The organism is Salinibacterium sp. GXW1014 (assembly GCF_044769865.1).
Lineage (GTDB): Bacteria > Actinomycetota > Actinomycetes > Actinomycetales > Microbacteriaceae > Homoserinimonas.
The window spans coordinates 1,379,574-1,395,673 of record NZ_JBIZWA010000001.1 but is presented as its reverse complement, the minus strand read 5'-3'; the positions used below and the strand labels follow the sequence as shown (position 1 = coordinate 1,395,673).

Annotated in this window: 11 protein-coding genes; 8 read left to right on the top strand and 3 right to left on the bottom strand. The window is 70.0% G+C overall.

Features of this window, described 5'->3' with window-relative positions:
- Positions 1-366: 366 nt before the first annotated feature.
- The 5 genes from ACIQK7_RS06895 to ACIQK7_RS06875 are packed head-to-tail and all read left to right on the top strand — an operon-like array spanning position 367 to position 10,049.
- Entirely contained in the window at positions 367-1,893 is a 1,527-nt protein-coding gene (locus tag ACIQK7_RS06895; protein WP_403022550.1) for a sugar transferase, read from the top strand.
- Positions 1,893-3,086 (top strand): DUF1972 domain-containing protein, encoded by a 1,194-nt coding sequence (locus tag ACIQK7_RS06890; protein ID WP_403022548.1) that lies wholly within the window; start codon positions 1,893-1,895, stop codon positions 3,084-3,086. The genes ACIQK7_RS06895 and ACIQK7_RS06890 overlap by 1 nt, the downstream gene beginning before the upstream one ends.
- Positions 3,083-7,912 carry a LamG-like jellyroll fold domain-containing protein gene (locus tag ACIQK7_RS06885; protein ID WP_403022546.1) on the top strand — a complete coding sequence of 1,610 codons (4,830 nt, stop codon included), beginning with the start codon at positions 3,083-3,085 and terminating at the stop codon, positions 7,910-7,912. The genes ACIQK7_RS06890 and ACIQK7_RS06885 overlap by 4 nt, the downstream gene beginning before the upstream one ends.
- Positions 7,909-9,132 (top strand): glycosyltransferase, encoded by a 1,224-nt coding sequence (locus tag ACIQK7_RS06880; RefSeq protein ID WP_403022544.1) that lies wholly within the window; start codon positions 7,909-7,911, stop codon positions 9,130-9,132. The genes ACIQK7_RS06885 and ACIQK7_RS06880 overlap by 4 nt, the downstream gene beginning before the upstream one ends.
- Entirely contained in the window at positions 9,129-10,049 is a 921-nt protein-coding gene (locus ACIQK7_RS06875) for a glycosyltransferase family 2 protein (RefSeq protein ID WP_403022542.1), read from the top strand. Before ACIQK7_RS06880 ends, ACIQK7_RS06875 begins: the two co-directional genes overlap by 4 nt.
- On the opposite strand, the gene ACIQK7_RS06870 is transcribed toward ACIQK7_RS06875, so the two are convergent.
- A complete protein-coding gene (locus ACIQK7_RS06870; protein WP_403022539.1) occupies positions 10,025-11,056 on the bottom strand; it encodes a glycosyltransferase in 1,032 nt (343 codons plus the stop codon). The two genes, ACIQK7_RS06875 and ACIQK7_RS06870, sit on opposite strands and share 25 nt — an antisense overlap.
- A gap of 83 nt (positions 11,057-11,139) precedes the next feature.
- Here ACIQK7_RS06870 and ACIQK7_RS06865 point away from each other — a divergent pair, with 83 nt between their 5' ends.
- Genes ACIQK7_RS06865 through ACIQK7_RS06855 form a run of 3 tightly spaced genes read left to right on the top strand, consistent with a single transcriptional unit; the run spans position 11,140 to position 14,725 of the window.
- Entirely contained in the window at positions 11,140-12,033 is an 894-nt protein-coding gene (locus ACIQK7_RS06865; RefSeq protein ID WP_403022536.1) for a hypothetical protein, read from the top strand.
- Positions 12,030-13,373 (top strand): hypothetical protein, encoded by a 1,344-nt coding sequence (locus tag ACIQK7_RS06860; protein ID WP_403022533.1) that lies wholly within the window; start codon positions 12,030-12,032, stop codon positions 13,371-13,373. Before ACIQK7_RS06865 ends, ACIQK7_RS06860 begins: the two co-directional genes overlap by 4 nt.
- Positions 13,370-14,725, top strand: coding sequence for a hypothetical protein (locus ACIQK7_RS06855; protein WP_403022530.1), 1,356 nt, complete (start codon positions 13,370-13,372; stop codon positions 14,723-14,725). The genes ACIQK7_RS06860 and ACIQK7_RS06855 overlap by 4 nt, the downstream gene beginning before the upstream one ends.
- On the opposite strand, the gene ACIQK7_RS06850 is transcribed toward ACIQK7_RS06855, so the two are convergent.
- Both ACIQK7_RS06850 and ACIQK7_RS06845 read right to left on the bottom strand, forming a co-directional pair.
- A complete protein-coding gene (locus tag ACIQK7_RS06850) occupies positions 14,686-15,276 on the bottom strand; it encodes a DUF4352 domain-containing protein (protein WP_403022528.1) in 591 nt (196 codons plus the stop codon). The genes ACIQK7_RS06855 and ACIQK7_RS06850 overlap by 40 nt on opposite strands.
- A gap of 16 nt (positions 15,277-15,292) precedes the next feature.
- Positions 15,293-16,051 (bottom strand): CDP-alcohol phosphatidyltransferase family protein, encoded by a 759-nt coding sequence (locus ACIQK7_RS06845; RefSeq protein WP_325210314.1) that lies wholly within the window; start codon positions 16,049-16,051, stop codon positions 15,293-15,295.
- Between the last annotated feature and the right edge of the window lie 49 nt (positions 16,052-16,100).

Sequence of the window (16,100 nt, the reverse complement as noted above, 5' to 3'; positions counted from 1 at the left end):
CCCGAGGAGGAACGCAGTCCCAGGAGTCCGATGTCGGGCCGGTCGCCGGCCAGCACCATGACATCGGACCCTCAATCGTTGTTCCCGCAGCGATCGCCGCATGCCGGCCGCCCAGCTTGACCCGAACACCGCGTCGCTTCCCACGGCGACGCGAAACCCCGTCGCAGCCCCCGCTGCACCCGTACAGCGCCAGCGCACACCGCGCCGCGCTGCTGACAGTGCGTGCTCGCCGTCATTTCGTGCGGCATTGCACCGCTGTGCCCTGCGCCCCGTAGCGATCTGCGGCAACGACGTCCTGATCGTGGTACCCGCATGCCCGCGGGTGCCCCCCACCTGTGCTTCCCGTGCCTGCAGGAGGACTTCCCGATGACCCATTCAGGAGTGAGCCTCGGAACCTCGAGTCGACCGCTCTCTGCCCACCCACGCAACGCGCTGCGACTCGTCGAGCCCGTCACATCCGATGCGCCAGCTGCGGAATCAGGACCCGCGTGGGCACGCCGCTACCGACAGCGTCTCCTCCTGAGTGACACGCTCATCATCTGCCTCGCGGTCAGCGGGCCCTTCATCGCCTGGAGCACCCAGTCACCGTGGAGTCCCGCCGAGATCGCGGCGCACTGGTTGATCGCGGCTGGCATCGCGCTGCTGTGGTTCACGGTGCTCAGCATCTTCCGCACGCGGGATTGCCGCATCCTGAGCGTCGGGGTCACCGAATACAAGCGGGTCGTGAGCGCGAGCACCCTCGTGATCGGCCTGCTCGCGATCGCATTCGTCGTCGCGGGTGTCGGCCCCATCGCCCCTCCATTCCTCGTCGCCTTCCCCCTCGGCCTCGTCGCGCTCGTACTCGGTCGCTGGTCGTGGCGAAGGTGGCTCATCAGTCGCGGGCGTGAAGGCCACTGCCTCTCTAGGGTCCTCGTGGTCGGAAACCGGAGCGATGTCACCTATGTCGCGAAGCAGATCGAGCGGGCCTCGACGGCTGCATACGCGGTCGTTGGTGCCGTGGTCGACGCCGCGGGCTCTGAACCTCTTGCCGCACAGCTTGCCGGGCTCCCCACGAGCACCGACCTCGACTCCGTGGCGGCCACGGCGGCCGAACTGGGCGCCGACTCGGTCGTGGTCGCCGGGCCGCCGCCCGGTCGGCCCGACTTCATCCGTGACCTCTCCTGGCAGCTGGAGGGCACCGCCACCGACCTGGTGCTCGCAACGAGCCTCGCGAATGTCGCGGGCCCCCGCATCCACCTGCGCCCCATGGAGGGGCTGCCCCTCATCCACGTGGAGATCCCGCAGTTCGAGGGCGGCCGCCATGTGCTCAAGCGGGCCTTCGATGTCGCGGTCTCGGGCGTCGCGCTCCTCGTGCTCGCGCCCGTCTTCGCCGTCATCGCCCTCGCGGTGCGACTCGACAGCCCAGGGCCGGCCCTCTTCTCGCAGGAGCGCGTGGGCCGCGACGGCCGCCGGTTCACGATGTGGAAGTTCCGCACGATGGTGACGAGCGCGAGCGATGACCTCACGGGCCTCCTCGACCACAACGAGGGCAAGGGCGTGCTCTTCAAGATGCGCAACGATCCGCGCGTGACGCGGGTGGGACGGATGCTGCGGCGCCACTCCCTCGACGAGCTCCCCCAGCTCTGGAACATCCTCGTCGGCGACATGAGCGTCGTCGGCCCCCGCCCGCCCCTGCCGCGCGAGGTCGAGCACTACGAGGACCACGTGCACCGGCGGCTCTACATCCGCCCCGGCCTCACGGGCATGTGGCAGATCAACGGGCGCTCCGACCTCAGCTGGGAGGAGAGCGTCAAGCTCGACCTCTACTACGTCGAGAACTGGTCGCTCGTCGGCGACATCGTCATCATGTGGCGCACTGTGCGCCAGGTGAGCCACCCGGTGGGGGCCTACTGATGAACGCACCGCACATCTCCCCGCCCCGACTCTCGTTCGCGATGATCGGCACCCGAGGCGTGCCCGCCGCGTACGGCGGCTTCGAGACAGCGGTTGAGGAGATCGGCGCACGACTCGTCGAGGCCGGCCACGAGGTCACGGTTTACTGCAGGAACGCGGATGCCTCGCTCCGGCGCCACCGCGGCATGCAGCTGGTGCACCTGCCCGCCGTCAAGGTCAAGGTGGGCGAGACGCTCAGCCACACCGCGCTCTCGGTCGCCCACGCGACCTTCCGGCGTCGGCCGGATGTCGCGTTCGTCTTCAATGCCGCGAACGCCCCCTTCGTTCCGTGGCTCCGCGCGCTCGGTATCCCGACCGCCGTGCACGTCGACGGGCTGGAGTGGAAGCGCGCCAAGTGGAACGGCCTCGGCCGACGCTACTACCGGCTGGTCGAGCGGCTCGCGGTCGATTGGGCCGACGCCTTGATCGCGGATGCCCGTGGTATCTCCGACTACTACGCCGCGAACTTCGCTGCCCCGACCGAGCTGCTCACCTATGGGGCCGCGGTGCAGGACGATGCCGGGCACGATCGCATCCGCCCCCTCGGCCTCGAACCCAAGCGCTATCACCTCGTCGTGGCCCGCTTCGAGCCCGAGAACCACGTCGACGTCATCGTCGATGCCTACCACCGGAGTACGGCGGAACTGCCGCTCGTGGTCGTGGGCAGCGCCCCGTATGCGGCGGCCTACACGCAGAAGATTCGCCAGGTCGCGGAGTCGGATGCTCGCATCCGGCTGCTCGGCGGCGTCTACGACCAGTTGCAGCTCGACGAGCTGTACGCAAACGCCCTCGCCTATGTCCATGGACATTCGGTCGGGGGTACCAACCCGTCGCTGTTGCGCGCCATGGGAGGTGGGACTTCCGTGCTCGCGTACGACATCGATTTCAATCGGGAGGTGCTCGGTGAGGAGGCTGCCTACTTCGGTTCAGCCTCAGCACTGTCGCGCCATTTCGATGACGTTGAGAGTGAGCCCGAACGCCATGTGGCGCTCGGGCGGCGCCTTCAGCGACGGGCCCAACGTCTCTACAACTGGGACGCCGTGAGTCGTGGCTACGAGGAACTGGGGCTCCGCCTCGCCTCGGGCTACACGATTCGCGCCTCTTCTCCCCTCCGTGCACCGCGTCCCTCCCATTCGATCCCGAGGTTGCCATGATCACCATGCCCCGCTCCTCCTCCGCCGCCAGGTCTCGCGTCGTTGCGATGGCCCTCGCCTTCGTGCTCGCGGCGGGCGTGCTGGTGCAGGCGAGTCCGGCCGTCGCAGACTCGGCGCCGGTGGATCCCGCGGTCTCGCCGACGGTCACGGCCGACGGCTTGCCGACGACCCAGATCAACGGGGTCGCCTGGTCGCAGGTCATCGTCGGCAACACCGTCTATGTGGGCGGCGACTTCACGGCGGCACGGCCAGCCGGGGCGGCCCCCGGCACCAACGAGGTGCCACGCACGCACCTGCTCGCCTACAACCTGACGACGGGCGCGCTCATCAGCAGCTTCAACCCGACGCTCAACGGCCAGGTGCTTGCGCTGACGGCAGCGCCGGATGGTTCGCGCATCTACGCGGTCGGCGACTTCACGAATGTGAACGGCACGGGTCTCTCCCGGGCGGCCGCCTTCGACACCGCGACAGGCGCACTCATCACGTCCTGGCGGCCCATCCTCGGCAGCCAGGGTCGAGCCGTCCACGCGACTGCTTCCACCGTCTATCTGGGCGGCAACTTCACGACCGTCAATGGCGTGGCCCGCAACCGCATCGCGGCCGTGAGCGCGGCCGACGGCTCCACGCTTGCCTTCAACCCCAATGCCGAGAGCGCCGTCAATGCGATCACGCTCACGAAGGACGGTTCGAAGGTCGTCGTCGGCGGCAAGTTCGCCGCGCTCGGGGGCACCGCCATCCGCGGGCTTGCGGCCGTGCATCCGGTCACGGGCGCTGTGCTGCCGTGGGCCATCAACAACACGATCTACGCCTCCGGCTCCAACGCCGCCTTCACGAGCCTCTATGCGACGGATGATGCGGTGTACGGCACCGCGTGGGCGTGGGGTCGCAACGACGGCAACCTTGAGGGCAGTTTCTCGGCGAACCCAGCGACGGGCGAGATCATCTGGCTCAATGATTGCCACGGCGACACGCACTCGGTCTACCCAGTGGGCGATGTCGTCTACTCGGTGGGCCACGCGCACTACTGCGGCAATATCGGCGGCTTCCCGCAGACGGAGCCCTGGACGTTCTACCGCGCCATCGCCACCACGAAGGCCGCGACGGGCACCATCACCCGCGACCCGCACGGCTACTTCAACTTCGAGGGGCACCCGCGCCCGAGCCTCCTGCACTGGTACCCGACGATCAACGCGGGTTCCTTCACAGGGCAGAACCAGGGGCCGTGGCACATCACGGGCAACGGCAACTACATCGTGCAGGGCGGCGAGTTCACGGTCGTCAACGGTGTCGCCCAGCAGGGCCTCGTGCGCTTCGCGACCGCCGATATCGCCCCCAACGACGTCGGCCCGCAGTCCAATGTGGGGCTCACTCCCAACGTGATCTCGTTCAAGGCCGGCGAGGTGAGGGTCTCGTGGCAGGCGACCCACGACCGTGACAACGAGAACATCCGCTACGAGGTGACACGCGACGGCGCCGTCGTGCACACCGTCACGCAGCCCTCCAACGAGTGGACCAGGCCGCTCATGACCTTCACCGACACGGGGCTCACCCCCGGTGCGCGACACCTGTATCGGGTGCACTCCTACGACGCCTTCGAGAACTGGGCGAGCAGGGCCGCCATCTGGGTGGATGTCGCCACGGAGAATGCCGGCAACGACTACACGCAGGCTGTGCTGACAGATGCACCACTCTCCTACTGGCCGCTCGACGAGGACTCGGGCACGACCGCATACGACCACGCAGGGGCACAGGACCTGACCCTGGCGGCGGGAGCTGCGAGGGGTGCGGACGGCATCATCAGCGAGAGTGCCGCGATCGACCTGAGCGGCACCTCGAATGGCTTCGGCAGCACGCAGTCCGCCGCGCCCGCACCGTCGGCCTTCACCCTCGAGGCATGGGTCAAGACGACCTCCAACCGGGGCGGCAAGATCATCGGCTTCGGTGACCGCACGACCGGCAACTCGGGCTCCTATGACCGGCACGTCTACATGGACAACTCCGGCCGCGTCTGGTTCGGCGTGCACCCGGGCGGCGTCCGCACGGTCAACTCGAGCCAGTCGTTCAACGACGGGCAGTGGCACCACATCACGGCGTCCCTCGGCGCCAACGGCATGCGCCTGCACGTCGACGGGATGCTCGTCGCCACTCGTGACGATGTCACGAGCGGGCAGGAGTTCAATGGCGTGTGGCGGGTCGGCGGCGACAACCTGAGTGGCTGGCCCTCGCGCCCCTCGAGCGACTACCTCAACGGCGACATCGACGAGGTTGCGGTCTACCCGACCGTGCTCTCCCGGCAGCAGGTCGTGAGCCACTTCGTCGCGGCGGGCAACACCTCTCCCCTGCCTCCCGCCCCGGCCGACGCCTACGGCCAGTCGGTCTACAACGACGACCCCACGCTCTACTGGCGTCTCGCCGATGACACGGCCACGACGGCCGCCGACTCGGGCATGCAGAACACGCCCGGTACCTATTCGGGCACCGCGACGCTCGGCCAGCCCGGCGCGCTCGACGACGGTGACGACGAGGCGGTGGGCTTCACGGGCAACACCGTGATCGGCAGCAACAAGGCGTTCGCCAACCCGCGCACCTACTCCCTCGAGGCGTGGTTCCAGACCTCGAGCGAAACGGGCGGCAAGATCATCGGCTTCGGTGACCAGCGCAACGGCCTGTCGAGCAACTACGACCGCCACCTCTATATGCAGGATGACGGCCTCCTGGTCTTCGGCACGTGGACGGGATCCGCCAACACCATCACGACGTTGAGCTCCTACAACGACGGCGCGTGGCACTACGCGGTCGCAACGCAGTCGAGTGCGGGCATGCAGCTGTACGTCGACGGCGTGCTCGTGGGCTCGCATCCGCAGACCCAGGCGCAGGACTACACGGGCCACTGGAAGATCGGAGGCGACAACACCTGGGGTTCGTCGAGCCCCTACTTCACGGGCCTCATCGATGAGGTCGCCGTCTACTCGACGGCCCTCGATGGCTCGACGGTCGCTGCCCGTTACGCGCTTGGCACGACGGGGGCACCGCCCAACGCCGCACCTGCGGCCGCCTTCACCGAGACCGTGTCGAACCTCGACCTGAGCGTCGATGCCTCGGCGTCCTCCGACAGCGACGGCACGATCGCCGGATACGCGTGGGACTTCGGTGACGGCAACACCGCCACGGGCGTAACCGCTTCGCACAGTTACGCCGAGGCGGGCAGCTACACCGTGACCCTCACGGTGACCGACAACGGCGGCGCGAGCGACTCGACGAGCGTGACGGTCGAGGCGACCGAGCCGCCGGAGCCGCCCGTCGGCATCGCGGCCGACAGCTTCACGCGCACCTCGTCCTCCGGATGGGGCACCGCCGACCTGGGCGGAGACTGGAGCCTGGTCGGCGCCGCATCGCGCTACACGGTCTCGGGCAGCGCCGGACTGATGACGGTGGCCGCGGGCCAGACGCTCCGGGCGTCCCTCCCGGGCGCCACCTCGGATGACGTCGACCTCCGGCTGCGCTTCTCGACCGACAAGGCGCTCACGGGCGGCGGCGAGTACCTCTCGGCGATCGGCCGACAGGTGGGCTCACTCGACTACCGCGCACGCGTGCGGCTGCTCGCAAGCGGTGATGTCTTGCTGCAGCTCACCCAGGGCGGCACGACCCTGCAGTCGCTCACCGTCCCCGGCCTGAGCCACACGGCGGATGCCGCATACAACCTGCGCCTGCAGGTGACGGGCACCTCTCCCACGACGATCCAGGCGAAGCTCTGGCCGGCATCCGCAGCCGAACCGGCCGCATGGCAGGCGAGCGTGACGAGCTCGACGGCCGGCCTGCAGACGGCGGGCAACATCGCGCTCGAGAGCTTCATCTCGGGTTCCGCGACCAACGGTCCGATCACGACCCGCTTCGATGACCTGCTCGTGACCCCGACGTCGGCACCGCCGCCTCCCGGCAATGTGGCGCCCGTCGCGGCCTTCACCGCGAGCACGAGCGACCTCGCCGCCTCGTTCGACGGCAGTGGTTCGAGCGACAGTGACGGCGCGATCTCCGCCTGGGCGTGGAACTTCGGGGACGGCACGACCGCCTCCGGTGTCACGGCGTCGCGCACCTACGCCGCCGCGGGCACCTACAACGTGACCCTCACGGTGACCGACGACGAGGGAGCGATCACCTCCATCACGCAGCCGGTCACGGTCTCGGCACCTCCCCCCACGGGGGCGGATGTCGCGGCCGACGCGTTCGAGCGCACGTCACCGGGGGCGTGGGGTTCCGCCGACCTCGGCGGCGCATGGGCGCTCATCGGCCCGGCGTCGAACTACTCGGTCGAGGCCGGTACCGGTGTCATGTCGACACCGGCCGGCAGCACGCGGCGCGCATCCCTCGCGAGCGTGAGCGCGGCGGACGTGGATGTGCGGGTCGCTCTCAGCCTCGACACTCCCCCGACCGGCGGCGGCGCCTACGTCTCCGTCATCGGCCGGCAGTTCGAGGCGGGCGACTACCGCGCGAGGATTCGTCTCCTCGCGACCGGTCAGATCATGCTGCAGGTGACGGAGGGCGGCACCGTGCTCCAGTCGGTGACCCTGCCCGACGTCACGTACACGGCCGGAGAGCGGCTGCAGGTGCACCTGCAGGTCTTCGGCAGCTCGCCGACGACCATCCGCGCCTCCGTGTGGAAGGACGGAGCCGCTGAACCGAGCGGCTGGCAGGTCAACGCAACGAGTGCAACGGTAGCGCTGCAGTCGGCAGGCGCCGTCGCGCTCGAGACCTACATGGCCGGTTCGACGACCAACGGCCCGTCCATCACCCGCTTCGACGACCTCGTGGTGGGAACGGCGCCATGACCCGCCTGGCGCCCGGCGCGACGGCCCTGCGGGCGGGCACGGTGCTCGTCGCACATCCGAGCGCGGAGCTCTACGGCTCCGACCGCATGCTGCTCGAGAGCGTGCGGGGCCTCCTCGACTCGGGTGCGCGCATCGCTGTCGCGCTTCCGTGCGATGGCCCGCTCTCGCCCGCACTTCGCGACCTGGGGGCGGATGTCACGATCTGCCGCAGCCCCGTGCTGCGAAAGAGCGCCCTCACCCCGAGGGGTTTCGCGGCGTTCCTCGCGGCGACGGTTGGCGGACTCGCGGATGGCTGGCGGCTGATCACCCGGGTACGACCCAACCGCATCTATGTCAGCACGCTGACGGTGCCGCTGTGGATCGCGCTCGCGAAGGTTCGTCGCATCGGGGTGCTGTGCCACGTGCACGAGGGCGAGGCATCCGCATCCGCCGCCGTGCGTGCCGCGATCGCGGCACCGCTGCTGTTCGCCGACGAGGTCGTGGCCAACAGCCGCTTCAGCGTGGGCGTGCTCGCGGGGTCATTCCCCTCGCTGGGCCGCAGGACGAGCGTCATCTACAACGGCGTGCCCGGGCCGGACTCCCGGCAACAGGCGCGGCAGGCGCTCGACACGCCCCTTCGCATCGCCTATGTCGGTCGACTCTCACCGCGCAAGGGCGTCGACGTCGCCGTCGAGGCGCTGTCGATCCTGCACCGGCGCGGTGTGCCGGCGCGGCTGGACCTCATGGGCACCGTCTTCACCGGGTACGAGTGGTACGAGAAGGAGTTGCGCGACGAGGTGCGCCTGCTCGCGCTCGAACCATGGGTGCGTTTCCACGGATTCGTGCCGTCCGTGTGGCAGCACGTGGAGAGTTCGGATGTCGTCGTGGTGCCATCGCGAGCAGACGAGCCCTTCGGCAACACGGCCGTCGAGGCGATCCTGTGCGGCCGGCCCGTCATCGCGAGCGCGACGAGTGGTCTCCTGGAGGCCACCGCCGGTTACCGGGCCTCGCGCACGGTTCCGGCGGGAGACGCCGAGGCCCTCGCCGACTGCCTCATCGAGATGGCCTCGAACTGGCACTACATGCGCTCTGCGGCATGGAAGGATGTCGCCCTCGCCGAGGAACGGCATTCGCCCGCCACCTACCGCCGCAGGGTCGTCGATGCCGTGCTGTCGCTCCGCCCGCGCGCGTGGGCTGCCGACCGCAGCCAGGAGCCAGTGCTGGCGGGAGGACGGCCATGACCACTGCCCTCCGCGTCGCGATCGCCGTGCTCACCTACCGGCGGAATGACGACCTCGCGGCCCTGCTTCCGCTTCTCCGCGAGCAGGCAGATGCGTCACGCGAAGGGGTGCGCATTCTGGTCGTCGACAACGATCCGGATGCCGGCGCTGCCTCGGCCGTGCGTGCATATGCCGAGCGCGGCATCGAGTACCTGCACGAGCCTGTCCCCGGCATCTCAGCCGCACGCAACCGCGCGCTCGACGCCGCGCAGGGCGATGATGTGCTCGTCTACATCGACGACGACGAGCGACCGACTGCGGGATGGCTCGAGAGCCTGCTGCGGGTGTACCGCACGCACCGGCCCGCTGGCGTCGTCGGTCCCGTCATCTCGCAGTACGCGCATGAGCCGGAGGAGTTCATCAACGCGGGGCGGTTCTTCGAACGACGCCGCCTTCCCACCGGAACGGCCGTGACGGTCGCGGCGACCAACAACCTGCTGCTCGACGTGCGGGCGGTCGGCGCGCTCCGCTTCGACCCCGACTTCGGCATCTCGGGCGGTTCAGACACGCTCTTCACCCGTCAGCTCGTGCACGCCGGCGGCCGGCTGCTGTGGTGTGACGAGGCGATCGTCCACGACGTCGTGCCGCCCACACGTCTCAGTCGCGACTGGGTGCTGGGACGCGCGTTCCGCAGCGGCAACTCCTGGAGCCGCACGAGCATCCGTCTCGCGCGAACACCGCTCGAGCGCGCCACGACGCGCCTGCGCCTCACTGCGGAGGGGCTCGCTCGACTCGCCTCGGGCGGATCGCTGCGCGTGATGGGGGAGGTGACGCGCGCGCAGCACCTGCAGGCGCGGGGCCTGCGCAGGCTCAAGCGTGGCAGCGGGATGCTCTCGGGCGCCTGGGGCCACGTCTACTCGGAGTATCGCCGCTCATGACGCAACTGGGACAGGGCACGGCGGTAGGCGCCGAGGTGCGCGGCACCCAGCGTGGCCCAGTCACGCCGGGAGAGATCCGGCGTGCCGTCCGGCACTCCCTCGGCAAGCGCAGCCCGCAGCACCTCCGCCGTGAGCTCACCCGTGTAGCGGCGAACCCACGCCTCGCCGACCTCGGCGGCGAGTGCCGCGGTCGGTCCGTTCTCGGGGACGAGCACGGGTCGCCCGAAGGAGAGCGCCAGCAGGAGCGCACCCGAGTTGTGCAGGTCGCGGTAGGGCAGCGCCACGAGCGACGCCTCTCCCATCTCCCGGACGAGTCGCTCGTCGTCGGCGTAGCCGAACGAGAGGGTGACGCGATCGTCGCCGCCCGCAGCGTCGCGGAGTTCCTCCGCGAGACGGGCAGGATCGGGTCGCCCGACGACATGGAGGCTCGACGTCGCATCCTCCATGCCGGTGAAGGCATGCACGAGGGCGGGCACGTTCTTGTAGGCGCGGATGAGCCCGAAGCAGAGCACGCGCCGCGGCACGGGACTCGGCACGCTGTGCCGGGCGTACCAGTCGACGTAGTGGCCGTGCGGGATGACCTCGCGCGCTGCGCCATCGGGAACCGGCGTCGAGTCGTTCAGCAGCAGCCAGCGGGTCGTGGCGCGGTCGAGCAGGCCCAGCACCGCATCGATGAGCACTCCGCGGTGGTCGTGCGGGGCGATGTTGTGGGCGGTGCGCACGAGTGCACGCCGCGTCAGACGCATCCGCAGCACGAGCACCGTGCACAGGGCGGCGCCGACGATCGTGCGTGCCCGGCTCTCACGCAGGAAGAGCAGCTCGGGCCAGTGCACGTGCAGCACGTCCCAGCGGCCGAAGAGCGCGCGGCGCCACGAGAACAACTGCACCTCGGCCTCCCCCTCGAGCGAGCGTACGAGCTGCACGAGGTAGGGGTTGGTCGTGTCGCGCAGCGCCTTGATCGACTGCAGCACGACGAGCCTGTCGCGGCTGTGGCCTGCCCGTGTCATGGCGCCCCTTCCTGTCGTGGTGGCCGGAGCATCCCTCGCGATCCGCGTGAAGTGGCCCCACACTACAGGGGGGCGGTGTCGGCATGAACGCACGCACCGGCGAACGGATGCTGCGCCCCGGCATCATCGCCTACAACGGTTACGACTCGGGGCTCGGCAACCGGGTGCGCGTCGTGCTCGGCGCGCAGAGCCTTGCTGAGCTCGAGGGACGCGCCTTCGCCTACGTCTGGCCCACGGGCCGGCTCTTCGGACCGAGCTTCTCGCAGCTGTGGGACTTCCGGGCCCCCGTCGTGTCCCGTGCGGTCTCGCGTGCGCTTGCCAAGGTGTTTCCCTACGTCGACGAGAAGCTCGACTGGCTGGGCGACGCAAAGCGTCGCGAGTGGCTCTGGCAGATCCGCACGGGCAGCCCGCTCCAGTTGCCACCCGAGGCCAGTCCGTGGCAGGAGCGATTCCGCGGGCTCCGGCCTGCCGCGCCGATCGCGGAGCGCGTCGAGCGGCTCTTCGACGAGCGCCTGCGGGGCCGGCACTACGTGGGCGTCATGATCCGCGCACACCAGGTGTCGCATGCCAAGACGCTCCAGGCCTCGCCGGTCGAGTGGTTCCTGGGCCGTATGCAGGAGATCCGCTCGGCGGACCCCGAGGTGACCTTCTACCTCTCCTGCGACCGGCCGGATGTGCAGGCGCACGTCATGCAGACGATCCCCGGATGCGTCGCCCAGAGCGACAAGGGACCCTACAACTCCGTCGAGGGGGTCATGTCGTCGATCGTGGACCTGTACCTGCTCGCGGCATCCGGATACCTCATCGGCCCGCACTTCTCGAGCTTCGTGCACCTCGCGGAACACCTCGCGGCTGACCGCCTGACCTTTGAGACGGCGGTCGATGGACTCTCGGGCCCCATCGACCATCGCGCCCCGGGACTGGCGACCGACCCCCTGCGGCCCGCGTTGCGCCACCCCGAACGGAGCCTGAGGTGAGCGGCGCGCTCGGGCTCATCGACCCCCTGCTGCGGCTCGCGCTGCTCGGGGGCCTGGGCGTGCTCGCCTTCCTCGCGGTGCGCCGCTACCCGAATGCGGGCTTCAGCCTGTGGGTCGCGATCGTGTGCCTCGTGCCCTACTGGTTCGGCATCCGTCTCGGCATCGATTGGTCGATCTCGGCCCTCTTCACCGTCTTGCTCGTGACGGCACTGCTCCCGCTCCGCCGTCCCCGCCTGAGCCTCGCCGACGCCGTCGTCGGGGTCATCGTCGCCTGCTACTTCGCGGCCTCGCTGCTCGGCGAGGCGTCGCTCACGAGCGGCGTCGTGCTCCTCGGCCACTGGGGTCTCGGCTACCTGCTGGGCCGCGTCGTGGCATCCCGCATCGCGGTGCCCCGGATCTACCTCGTCATGGCGCTCGCCTTCACGGGGGTCTCACTGCTCGCCCTCCTCGAGTTCGCGACTGCCACCAACCCCTTCGTCGGCTTCTCAGCCCCCGGCGCCCTCTATGACACGTGGGGCACGCTCCAGGAGCGGGGCGGGGTGCTGAGGGTCGAGGGCGCGTTCGGGCATTCGATCGCGCTCGGCACGAGTCTCGCGCTCGCCGTGCCACTCGTGCTGGCCGCCCCGCTGCGACCCTGGATCCGAGCGGTGATGCTCGTGCTCGTGCTGACCGCCACGGTCCTGACCCTCAGCCGCACCGCCATGGCGTGTGCCGCGATCGCCCTCGTGCTCACGCTCGTGTTCGCCCGGGATGTCGTGAGCCGGCGCTTCGCCGCCATCGTCGCGGTCGCGGGCGCCGTCGTCGCAGCAGCGCTGGCGCCCTTCGTCGATCGCGTGTTCGAGCTCGCGGGCTCGGAGGCCGAAGGAAGCGCCGATTACCGCAGTGACCTGATCGCCCTCGTCTCAGAGATGCAGGTGCTCGGGCAGTCACCGGCCTTCCACCGCTCCCCCGACGGCACCGCCTGGTTCGGCGAGTTCACCTCGATCGACAGCGCGCTCATCCTGCTCGGGCTGCGCTACGGGCTGCTTCCCCTCGGCCTCGCGACCGCACTGATCGTCGCGGGCATCGTGCTCGTGGCGAGCGGGAGAGCCACCCCGGCCACGATCGCGGTCGTGGCCCAGGTGCCCGCCTTCGCGACCACGGCGCTCATCACCCAATACGCGATCCTCACCTGGTTCATGGTCGGCCTCGCTGTCGCGACACAACTGGCCGCACGCCCGCACGCACGGGCGCCCAATACGCATGCCCCGCTCCACCTCCCCTCCCCCAGCGAGTCGGTCCCACCCCGCTCGCACCGGCCGATCCCGGCCGTTGACGCGAAGAAAGGCACCTCCCGATGATCACTGCAACACAGGTCCGCCGTCACTGGTGGATCCCAGCCGGAGCCGCAGCCCTCGGCGCTGCCGCAGCGCTCGCCCTGTCGATGACGGCCACACCGAGCTACACCGCCCAGTCGAGCCTCCTCTTCGGGCTCGGTTACAGCGGCAGCGCTACCGACGCCAACCAGGGCGCGGCCTACACGCTCACGCAGGTGCCGACCTTCGCCGAGCTCGCGACATCCGAGACTATCCTCGACCCCGTGCGCCGGGAGCTCGGGCTCGACGACTCGGTTGCCCGCCTCGCTGGGCGCCTCGAGGTGAGCACACCACCCGGCACCTCGGTGCTGCGGATCTCGGCGACGCACCCCTCGGCGGGCGAGGCTGCCGCCATCGCCAATGCGGTCGCGGCCGAGGTGCGCGAGTACGTGACCGCCACGGCGCCCGTCGATGACGAGTTGGGGCCCCTCTACTCGGTGTCGACGATCGACTCGGCGGATGCCCCGAGCCGGCCGAGTTCGCCCAACACGGCGCTCAACATCGCGGCGGGGGGCTTGGCCGGGCTCCTCGCGGGGATCGTGCTGGCGTTCTGGCGCAACAGCACTGACACGCGCATCCGCACGCGGTCCGACCTCAGCTCCATCGCGCCCGTTCCCGTGATCGGCGCGGTGCGGAACGGCCACGGGGACGCGCCGTCGCTCGATTCCCTCACGCGGCTTGCCGTGCGACTGCGCCATGCCCTCGACGCTGACGCACCCAGTACCCGTGCCACCGGGGCGCCCGAGGGGCCCGAGGGGCCCGAGGGCAGCAGCGTCGTGCTCCTCACCTCCGCTACGCCCCGCGGCGGCACGACTGCGCTGGCCCGTGGGCTCGCGGAGACGCTCGGCGGCCGTGTCGTGGGGCGGCCGGATGCCGGTGGCAGCGAGATCGCGAACGGCGAGACGCAAGGCCTGCGGCATGCCATCGACGAGTCTCGCACCTCGGGCAGCATTGTGCTGGTCGACACCCCTCCCGTCGCGAGCGACGCGGCGGCGCTGACTCTTGCGACGGCCTCGGACCCCGCGGCGGACGCCGTCGTGCTCGTGGTCGACGCGCGCCACGCGAAGGGGAGGCACGTGCTCGCGGCGCTGGACGAGCTCAACGGCGTGGGGGCATCCGTGCTGGGCGTCGTGCTCAACCGCGCCCAGGCGGCTGACGCACCCGGCAGCACCCATCGCGACCACACGCCGAAGCACGATGCAACGGCGGCGCGAGACTCACTCGCCGAGCCCCGGGACGAGGCGGATGCCGACACCGGGGCGGGCACCCCTGAGCGACGCCCCGCCGGAGTCTTCGGCTACTTCGCGAAGACGAAGGGCGGGGAGGCGGGCGTGTGACTCACCTCGATCGTGATCGACCCCTGCTCCTCGCTCGGCACCCTGAAGACGTAGCTTCCGCTGCGTGATTCGCCCGGTGCCAGCTCGCCGCTGAACTCCTTGACGGAAGGATCGTAGAAGATGGGTGAACCCGGTGTCGCCTCGGCCCCGTACGCAAGGTTGACGACGACCGCGCTGAGTGACTGCGCCGCGTCCGCCGTGTTGGTGAGGGTCACGTCGACGCGCACGGCGTCGCCACCCACCTCTCCCACGCCCCCGCCCGCCGCGGTGAAGGATGTGACAGCCGTGACGACGGCCGTGACCCCGTCATCCGCTGTCGCCTCCTCCCCGATGGGCACGGGTGCGTCTGCCGGCGGAGCGTCGTCGGCCGGCGCGGAGGGTGAGGCCGTGGCATCCGTGCTCGGGGCCGGAGACGGAGTCGCGCTCGCGGATGCTCCGGGCGCCGGGGTCGACGGGGCGGTGTCGTTCGTGACCGTCAGCGCGATGACCGCGACGATGATGGCGGCGACCATCACGCCACCGGCGACGAACCACCAGCTCTTCGCGTTCATGCGCGCTCTCCTTGTCTCAGTCGTTCACGACGGTGGGGCTGGGGGCACCCAGCGACTTCATCTCGCGGAACCACTTGGCGGATGCTGCCAGCAGGAACAGCGTCGTCGCGGCAACGATCAGGGTGTAGATCGTGACGAAGAGCGGCACGATGCCGAGCACGAGGAACGAGAGGCACAACACCCCGTAGTCCATGGGCAGCACGAGAACGGCGCGCACCCACGACGGGCTGCCTGGGGCGTCGCTCGCGAGGGAGGCGGTGCCGCGCTGTCGGCGCAGCTGCTCGGTCAGGATCATGCCGAAGAAGAGCACGGCCGAGACCGCGGCCGAGGCGAGGGGCACGAGCAGCCACAACTCGTCGACGACATCGAAGCGGGAGAACCCGATCGCGAGGGCGAGCGGCATCGCCGAGACCTTGAGGGCATCGACCATGTGGTCGAGCCATTCGCCAGCGGGGCTGCTCGACCCGCGCAGACGGGCGACCTGGCCATCGGCCGAGTCGAAGGCGTAGCCGAGCAGCAGCAGCACCGCGACGGCGATGCCGAGCGGGATGCTCGGCGGCACGAGCGCGAGCAGGGCCACCGCCGTGAAGGTGAAGACGGCGCTGATTCCGGTCACGGCGTTGGGCGTCAGGCCCAGCTGGTAGGCGCCCGCCGCGAGGTAGCGGCCGAGCCGACGGTTGACGAAGCGGGAGTAGGCGGGCGCGCTGCGGGCCGCAGGCTTCTGGGCAGCGCGCAGTCGGGCGAGGGTGTCGCGGTAGGTTTCTCGGCTGCTCATGGCGGCGGGGTTCCCTCCAGTGGCTGCATCCCTGGGTCGCGGCGGCGGT

Bases quoted from the DNA above. Each gene is read 5' to 3' on its own strand.
- ACIQK7_RS06885 (WP_403022546.1), top strand. From the start codon at position 3,083: ATGATCACCATGCCCCGCTCCTCCTCCGCCGCCAGGTCTCGCGTCGTT.
- ACIQK7_RS06855 (WP_403022530.1), top strand. From the start codon at position 13,370: ATGATCACTGCAACACAGGTCCGCCGTCACTGGTGGATCCCAGCCGGA.
- ACIQK7_RS06865 (WP_403022536.1), top strand. From the start codon at position 11,140: ATGAACGCACGCACCGGCGAACGGATGCTGCGCCCCGGCATCATCGCC.
- ACIQK7_RS06890 (WP_403022548.1), top strand. From the start codon at position 1,893: ATGAACGCACCGCACATCTCCCCGCCCCGACTCTCGTTCGCGATGATC.
- ACIQK7_RS06845 (WP_325210314.1), bottom strand. From the start codon at position 16,051: ATGAGCAGCCGAGAAACCTACCGCGACACCCTCGCCCGACTGCGCGCT.
- ACIQK7_RS06895 (WP_403022550.1), top strand. From the start codon at position 367: ATGACCCATTCAGGAGTGAGCCTCGGAACCTCGAGTCGACCGCTCTCT.
- ACIQK7_RS06880 (WP_403022544.1), top strand. From the start codon at position 7,909: ATGACCCGCCTGGCGCCCGGCGCGACGGCCCTGCGGGCGGGCACGGTG.
- ACIQK7_RS06870 (WP_403022539.1), bottom strand. From the start codon at position 11,056: ATGACACGGGCAGGCCACAGCCGCGACAGGCTCGTCGTGCTGCAGTCG.
- ACIQK7_RS06850 (WP_403022528.1), bottom strand. From the start codon at position 15,276: ATGAACGCGAAGAGCTGGTGGTTCGTCGCCGGTGGCGTGATGGTCGCC.
- ACIQK7_RS06875 (WP_403022542.1), top strand. From the start codon at position 9,129: ATGACCACTGCCCTCCGCGTCGCGATCGCCGTGCTCACCTACCGGCGG.